This window comes from Rhodomicrobium udaipurense JA643 (assembly GCF_000636015.1).
Taxonomy (GTDB): Bacteria; Pseudomonadota; Alphaproteobacteria; order Rhizobiales; family Rhodomicrobiaceae; genus Rhodomicrobium; species Rhodomicrobium udaipurense.
The window spans coordinates 1-6,789 of record NZ_JFZJ01000159.1 but is presented as its reverse complement, the minus strand read 5'-3'; the positions used below and the strand labels follow the sequence as shown (position 1 = coordinate 6,789).

At 62.1% G+C, this 6,789-nt stretch carries 7 protein-coding genes; 2 read left to right on the top strand and 5 right to left on the bottom strand.

The genetic code is table 11. The annotated features are described in order from the left end of the window. Positions 1-345: 345 nt before the first annotated feature. A complete protein-coding gene (locus T281_RS15700; RefSeq protein ID WP_155955302.1) occupies positions 346-1,248 on the top strand; it encodes a thermonuclease family protein in 903 nt (300 codons plus the stop codon). A gap of 115 nt (positions 1,249-1,363) precedes the next feature. Here the strand turns inward: T281_RS15700 and T281_RS15695 are convergent, their stop codons facing one another. The 3 genes from T281_RS15695 to rpmF all read right to left on the bottom strand — a co-directional run bounded on the left by T281_RS15695 (position 1,364) and on the right by rpmF (position 3,703). After that, positions 1,364-1,927 carry a CarD family transcriptional regulator gene (locus tag T281_RS15695; RefSeq protein WP_013418308.1) on the bottom strand — a complete coding sequence of 188 codons (564 nt, stop codon included), beginning with the start codon at positions 1,925-1,927 and terminating at the stop codon, positions 1,364-1,366. A gap of 333 nt (positions 1,928-2,260) precedes the next feature. After that, entirely contained in the window at positions 2,261-3,328 is a 1,068-nt protein-coding gene (locus T281_RS15690) for an NUDIX hydrolase (protein ID WP_037241574.1), read from the bottom strand. Between the two features lie 189 nt (positions 3,329-3,517). Continuing rightward, positions 3,518-3,703: a 50S ribosomal protein L32 gene (gene rpmF / locus T281_RS15685; RefSeq protein ID WP_013418306.1), complete on the bottom strand. Its 186-nt coding sequence runs from the start codon at positions 3,701-3,703 to the stop codon at positions 3,518-3,520. 525 nt (positions 3,704-4,228) lie between these two features. Here rpmF and T281_RS15680 point away from each other — a divergent pair. Then, a complete protein-coding gene (locus T281_RS15680) occupies positions 4,229-4,855 on the top strand; it encodes an acetate uptake transporter family protein (RefSeq protein ID WP_037241570.1) in 627 nt (208 codons plus the stop codon). Positions 4,856-4,987: 132 nt separating this feature from the next. Here T281_RS15680 and T281_RS15675 read toward each other — a convergent pair whose 3' ends face one another. Next, positions 4,988-5,968: a tetratricopeptide repeat protein gene (locus T281_RS15675; protein ID WP_052037581.1), complete on the bottom strand. Its 981-nt coding sequence runs from the start codon at positions 5,966-5,968 to the stop codon at positions 4,988-4,990. A gap of 131 nt (positions 5,969-6,099) precedes the next feature. Further along, on the bottom strand, positions 6,100-6,678 hold the full coding sequence (locus T281_RS18010) for a thiamine phosphate synthase (RefSeq protein ID WP_052037580.1): 579 nt from the start codon (positions 6,676-6,678) through the stop codon (positions 6,100-6,102). Positions 6,679-6,789: the final 111 nt, after the last annotated feature.

The following is a 6,789-nucleotide window of genomic DNA, read 5'->3' as shown; positions in this document are numbered from 1 at the left end:
CGCGGCAATAAGCTGCGTGGCCCAGGCCGCTCACAATCAGCGTTGGCGCACATCGGGGAGCGCAGGGTGTGCCGCGCGCGCCAGGCGGTGCGATGCGTGCCGGGGAAACGCTTGAGCGCGACGCTGCGAGCTACTACGAAATGCGGCATGAACTTTTCATTCCGCCACGCCCAGGCGCGCATCGACGAGCCGCTTTTTCGCTCGGGACAAGAACTCTGCGGAAGCCCGCGCGGCGGGAACTATCGACGGGGCTTGTCGGCTCCGCCGGCACCTGACGCGCGCAACATTTGGCATGTGTCGAGCGTATTTGGCTGGCGAGGCTTGCACGCCTCGCCGCGCTCGGTGATGCCGCCCGTACCTGGAAACAGCGGCATCTGGTGCGTCGAGTGGTGGGCAGGATCGAAAGTCCCGCGATTCATTTCCGCGAGCGGCTTTCGCAAGGCTACCGCCGCCGTTTGCATTCTGGCCGTGCTGGTGGCGGCCTCACCCTCGCGCGGGCAACAGGGGGCCACCGCGCCAGCCTGTAACCTCCGAAGCGCGGGCGAAAGCGCCATTGCCACCGTCACCGGGCCTCAAACACTCCGCCTTGCGGACGGTCGCATGATTCGCCTCGCGGAAATCATCGCGGCCCCTCCCCTGCCGCAACAAGGCGGCGACACCGGGCACGATGCGACCTCTTACCTGAAGGGCGCGCTCGGCAAGAAGGTCGAGGTGAAAATCGGCGGCGCGGAGCGTGACCGCTACGGCGTCACCAACGCGCATCTCTTTGTCGCGGGCGATCCGCCGCTCTGGCTGCAACAACAACTCGTGTCAGCCGGGATTGCCCTTGCCGCGCCGCAAGCGGACAACAAGAGCTGCTTCGCCGCACTTCGAGCCGCCGAGGCAATCGCCAGAGCCGAGAGGCGCGGAAACTGGGGCACCGCCGTCTTCAAGATTTTGCCGGCGTCCGAGCCGCGCCTCGTCGCCAATCTCGTTCAGACCTATCAGATCGTGGAAGGTGTGGCGAAAGGCGTCGCCAGAAGCGGCTCGCGCATAACGCTGACCTTTAGCGATGACAAGAGGTTCGGCTTCCGGGCCTATGCCGAAGGAGCGGCGGCGAAGCGTCTAAGCGGCGACGGAACCGCGATTGTCGGAAAGATGGTGCGCATCCGGGGCTGGGTGGAGCGCAAGGCTGGGCCATCGATTACGGCCACTTTGCCTGAGCAGGTTGAAGTCGTCAGCGGCGAGGAAGGCGCAATACTACGCTAACCTCGGAACGCGCCAAACGGCGTGTTCATCGTTGCGATGGGAAGAACGAGCTTGCAGTCGCGGCATCGCGGCTCCGAGCGAAAGAGCACGCGACGCTGCGGGAAACGCAAGCCGATCAGGCGGCTTCCTTCTTCTCTTCGTCTTCGACTTCCTGCTTGCGCAGACGGCCAGCCTTGGTCAGCGCTTCGGCGACCTTCTGAATAGCGATCGATTCATCGACATCCTGCGCGGCGGCGATTTCCCGCGCCATGCGGTCGAGGGCCGACTCGTAAAGCTGGCGTTCGGAGTAGGACTGCTCGGGCTGCGCGTCGGAACGGTAAAGGTCGCGCACGACTTCGGCGATGGTGATCAGATCGCCGGAATTGATCTTCGCCTCATATTCCTGGGCGCGGCGGCTCCACATCGTGCGCTTGACGCGAGCGCGTCCGCGCAGTGTCTCCATGGCGCGAGCGAGCACCGCTGCGTCCGAGAGCTTGCGCATGCCGGCGCTCTGCGTCTTCGACGTAGGAACGCGAAGCGTCATCTTGTCTTTTTCGAAGTTGATAACGAACAGTTCGAGCTTGCAGCCAGCGATTTCCTGCTCTTCTATCGCAACGATACGCCCTACGCCGTGCGTCGGATAAACCACGTATTCGTTGGCTTTGAAACCGAAGCATAGATCCTTATTATTATCAGGCATACTCGCTCTCACTTTGCTTTGTCTTGGTTAGAGGGTTCTCATCAACATGCCGCAGCCTTACGCCTCGCATGACTAAAAACAAATAAGCCGCTCTGCCCTTTTAGAGCCGACTCGAAGCCATGCCTTAATCGTGATCCTTTGCAGGCGGCTCGTACGCGCCTACGATTGAGGGTCTTGCCGAGGCCGATCAGACTCAATCGCCGCAATGAGTCTTCCTACCGACAGGGAAATATTATCAAAATGCGCCGTTTTTAGGAAGCATTCAAAGAGCTTAATCACCCTCTTTCTGGGGATTTCTTCTCTTTCCTGCGAGTAGTGTTAACGGGGCAACGGTCAGGCGCCAGAATTTGTTCTCGCAATGTTCTGCACGCGAACCCTGAAACCAGGTGCAGGCCGCTCGAGAAGGACGCTTTTTCGGAAACGGTAGAGCCGCGCGGGGCGGCCGCCCGTTCTCGACACCTGCTGGCCCGTCAATTCGACCAACCCCGCGTTTTCAACAAGCCTGCGGAAGTTCTGCTTGTGCAGATAGCTACCGAGGATGGCTTCGACAACCCGCTGAAGATCAAGCAAGGTAAATGTCTCGGACATCAACTCGAAGATCACGGGCCGATATTTGAGTTTCCCGCGCAGCCTGCTCATCGCCGTCGCGAGGATTCGGCGGTGGTCGAACATCATCGGACGCCCGAGTTGCGGCAGGTCCGACCATGCGCGCGCGGCGTCGCGGCCGTCGCGGGCCGCTTCCGCGATCAGACCGGCCTCGTAAAGAAGCTCGTAGCGATCCAGCACCTTCTCGTCGTCCCAGGGCACCGACTGGCCGAAACACATGCGAAAGCGATCCCTTCGCGCGAGCGGCCGTCGCGGCGTGCCCGCGCTCTCGCGGCGATGCGCCCATTCCTCAAGCCTCGGCTCGATCTCCTGCGTCAGGATCTGGGGCTTGCCGTTGCGCCAGTCCTCCCAGGGCAGATGACGATACCATGCGCTCCAGTGCGCTCCGCCGCCCGCACGAGCCTCTTCGTTGCGGGTCAGCGCGAGATAGCCGATGGACACCACATGCATGCCCTCGTCGCCCGGGTGCGCGTGGCGCCCCCGATCGCCGAACGTGTAGAGCTGCTCCACATAACCGAGATCGGCGCCGGTCTGGTCCTTTACCCAGTCACGCAGCCCGATTTCGAGCGTGCGATGTTTGCGCGGCGTGAAGAGGCCGAACGGCAGCGCGGGCGGCGAATCGCCATTGGCGCCGCTATCGGTCGAGACGGTGAGAATCTGAGGCTCGCCGCAGATCATCGACACGATGGCGGCATTCAGTCCGATCTCGACGGCAGCCGTTTCTTCTCCGGGCGCAGCGGTCGGGCGGCCGTCCGGCGCTTTGTTTTCCCGTATGAGAAGATCCTCGGGTGTCATCGCAACCAATGAAATACCAGATCGGGCTTGAATACGCTATGCCGTCGACGGGCGCGTTGGAAATGCGATGCCGACGCGGACGCCAAAAACGCCAAAGGCGCCGCGTTTGATCGCGGCGCGGCGCATAAGGGCTGAAAGCACCGATCCGGAGAGGCGATGAGCCTATGCGAGGCTACAGGCCGGACCCGGCTAGATGTCTTCGCGCGGTTCCAGAATCTGGCGGCCGCGATATTTGCCCGACTTGAGGTCGATGTGGTGCGGACGGCGCAGTTCACCCGACTCCTTGTCCTCGACATAGGTCGGGGCGGCAAGCGCGTCGGCCGAGCGGCGGAAACCGCGCTTCATGGGCGAGACTTTTCTCTTGGGGACTGCCATCGTCGTTCTCCGAATAGAAATGCAACAAGCCCCGTCCTTCGGTTCCCTTTCCGAAGGTGCGAAGCCTGTCGAGAGTTAATCGGCGCTAGATATACATGCCCTTTTAACGCTTGGCTAGCCCGCTTGGCAAAAAGCCCGATGGTTTTCCGCCATGATGGGCGCCGATCGTTTGGCGCAGTGGCCGGACGTGGCCTGCTTTCGCATCGGGCGGCGTTTCGCCACGCCGGTTCGGGCGGGGACCGTCGCATCTCATGCATGTCCTTGTTCGGGCAGCATTCGCGCCGTGCGAACCCTTGACATGCAAGACTTTAGTTGAGTGGCGCGATCCTGTTCCGGGTATTACGGACCGGCAGCTAAAGATTCTCGAAACGAATGGACATTAGCGAAATCTTCCTCGCGAAATGACGACTGACAGAACGGCAATCCTTCGATCGTGAATGGGATGGGTACGTATCGAGGGCATGCCTCAGTGGCAGCGAACCGCAATCACTGAACACGCGTCACGTCATTCGATAGAGGAATTAAATGGACCAGCGAGTAGACTCGAATTTTCAGAACGTTCAACTCACCTCATCGCCTTGGGCGAATCCCACGCCGGCGGGTTTGGTTGGTCTGGCTGTAGCCTGTTTCTGTTTTTTCGCCTTGTTGAGCGGCAACGTCACAAAAGAGGCCATGCCGTTGCTGGGCCTCTGGCTGTTGGGCGGCTTCGTCATTCAGTTCACTGTGGCGATCCTGGACTACAAGTCGAATAATTCGACCGGAGGAAACACGTTTCTGTTCTTCGCCGCTTTCTTCATGTTTGTCGGCGGCGTCGAAATGCTGATGAAGTACGACATGATTGTTCGGCAGATTCCCTTCGATGCGCGCATCGATGGTTGGGCATGGGCCGTTCTGACGTTGGTTCTCTGGCTCTGGACCCCCGCCTTCCTCAAGAACACGGTGCTGCTTTTCGCCATCGTGGCGCTGCTCGACGTGGCCCTCCCCTTCGTGGCGTTGATGGATCTCGGCCTGATCGGAAAGTCGAACGCGTTCATCCCCGCCTGGGCTTTGCTCGGCGCTGGCATCGTGGGGATCTATCTCAGCGGCGCGCTGGTCGTGAATACGGCTTTCGGCAGGGAGGTGTTGCCGCTGCCGGGGCCGCTCGTTCCGTAAGAAGCTTATCGTCGTTCAGTTGACAGCCTTCCAGAGCGCCGGACAATGTCCGGCGCTTTTGGCTTTTGAGCGTCATCCTTCGAGAACATGAAAGCCCGCCCGATGCGATCAATGAGAGGTCAGCCCTACATGTCAGCGGACGGTGGCAGCGGCTTCCTCGCGCCAGGCTTGCGCCTCGGCTTCCGCCTTCTTGCGCTCGTCCGGCTTCAGCGACATCACGAACAGGTCCATCCTGAAATCGCTCTGACCGGCGGCCCGCGCCAGCAGATGCCACTTCGACGCGGCGATTCGATCCTTCAACACGCCGAAGCCCGCCGAATAGGCGCGCGCCAGCCGATTCTGCGCGATCGGGTTGCCGCGCTCAGCCGCGATCCGCAGCAGCTTCACCGCGCCCGCCTCGTCCTTCGGCACGCCCTTGCCGTTGCCGAGCATGATCGCATACTCCACCTGCGCTTCTACATTGCCCATATCCGCCGCTTTGGCCATGAACTGGGCTGCCTTTGCCTCGTCCTTCTGGACGCCATCGCCGTGGCGAAGCAGCGTAGCGAGGTCGTAGGCCGCCTGCGCGTGGTCCTTTTCCGCCGCTATGGCGAGCCAGTAGGCGGCCCGGCCCATGTCCTGCGGCCGAGCGAAGCCTTCGACATAAACTTGCGCGAGGTTATAGGCCGCGAGCGTATGGCCCTGCTGCGCGGCGGCCTCGAAGAAGTCTGCCGCCTTGCGGCGATCCTTCTTGAGCCCGCGGCCTTCGGCCAGCATGACGCCGAGGCGAAACTGCCCGTGCATATCGCCAGCGACCGCGCCCTTGGTGAACCACTCCGCCGCCTTCTTCAGATCCTGGTGGACGCCGAGGCCCTGCTCGTAAAGCTCGCCGAGGAGCGTATTGGCCTGCGCCTCGCCGCGTTGCGCCGCTGCGCTCGCGAGTCGGTAGGCTTCATCATAATTCCCTGCCTCGAAGGCTGCGTAGGCCGGATCGCCCGGATCGGAGGGCGCCTCGCTCGTGGACCAGCCGCCCTTTTGCGCGGGCGGCGCCTTTGATGCGGCATCGCAAGCGGGTGCCAGCGCACCGACGAAGACGGCGGTCAAGGCGAAGGTCAGAAGTCGCAGGCTTTTCACGGAAGCAAAACCTCGAAGACATCGCCGACGCGATGGATTGCCCGCCGAACATCCGGCGGTCTCCGCGCCCTGCGGAAAGCTTGGTTGGACCTGACGTCTCTCAACCGGCATACGCCTCGCTCGAAAACACTTCAGGTCTGGCTTTGCAATCCGAACTCTGTTGCGAAAATAAGGCTTTCGCCCGCCGTCACCGATTCTTCGACAAGAAGAAAGTCTGGCCGTGCATCGAGGACACGGGCGCGCTCGGGTTTCGTCGCACCGACGATGAACGCGACCGGCACTTCCGCCACCTCGTCCCACCACGCTGAGGCATCGACTGCGGCGTCGAGATCGACGGTGGCGTCGAAGGCGAGGAAATCGACGCCAGCCTCTGCCGCTTCCATGGCCGCGTGACGGCTCACGCCGCAGCCCGCGCCAAGGATCGCGTCGGCGCCAAGCGCTTTCCGCGCACCGGCAAAATCCGCGTCTTCCGACGACGGGAACCAGACGCCGGTCGCCCCGGCGCGCGCGGCTTCACGGATCTCGCCAGCGACGAGCACGGCGAGTTCGAGCGGTGCCGCCGCCTTCACGAGCGCCGCGTTCTCGCGCGACGGGCGGACGATCAGCGCGGCGGGGCGGAAGCTTGCCACGAGTTCCGAAAGACGCACCGCCCACTCTGTTTCCAAAGCGGGCGGAATGGCAACGATCAGCCCGCAGGGCTTTTCGTTCATGATGTGATCGCTTTCTCCAGAGCGAGATCGCCTTTACGGACGCAACCTCGCTCAAAGTTCCTTCGTGGGCATGATCTTCTCGCGAAGGTGCCCACTTTTGCGGATCATACT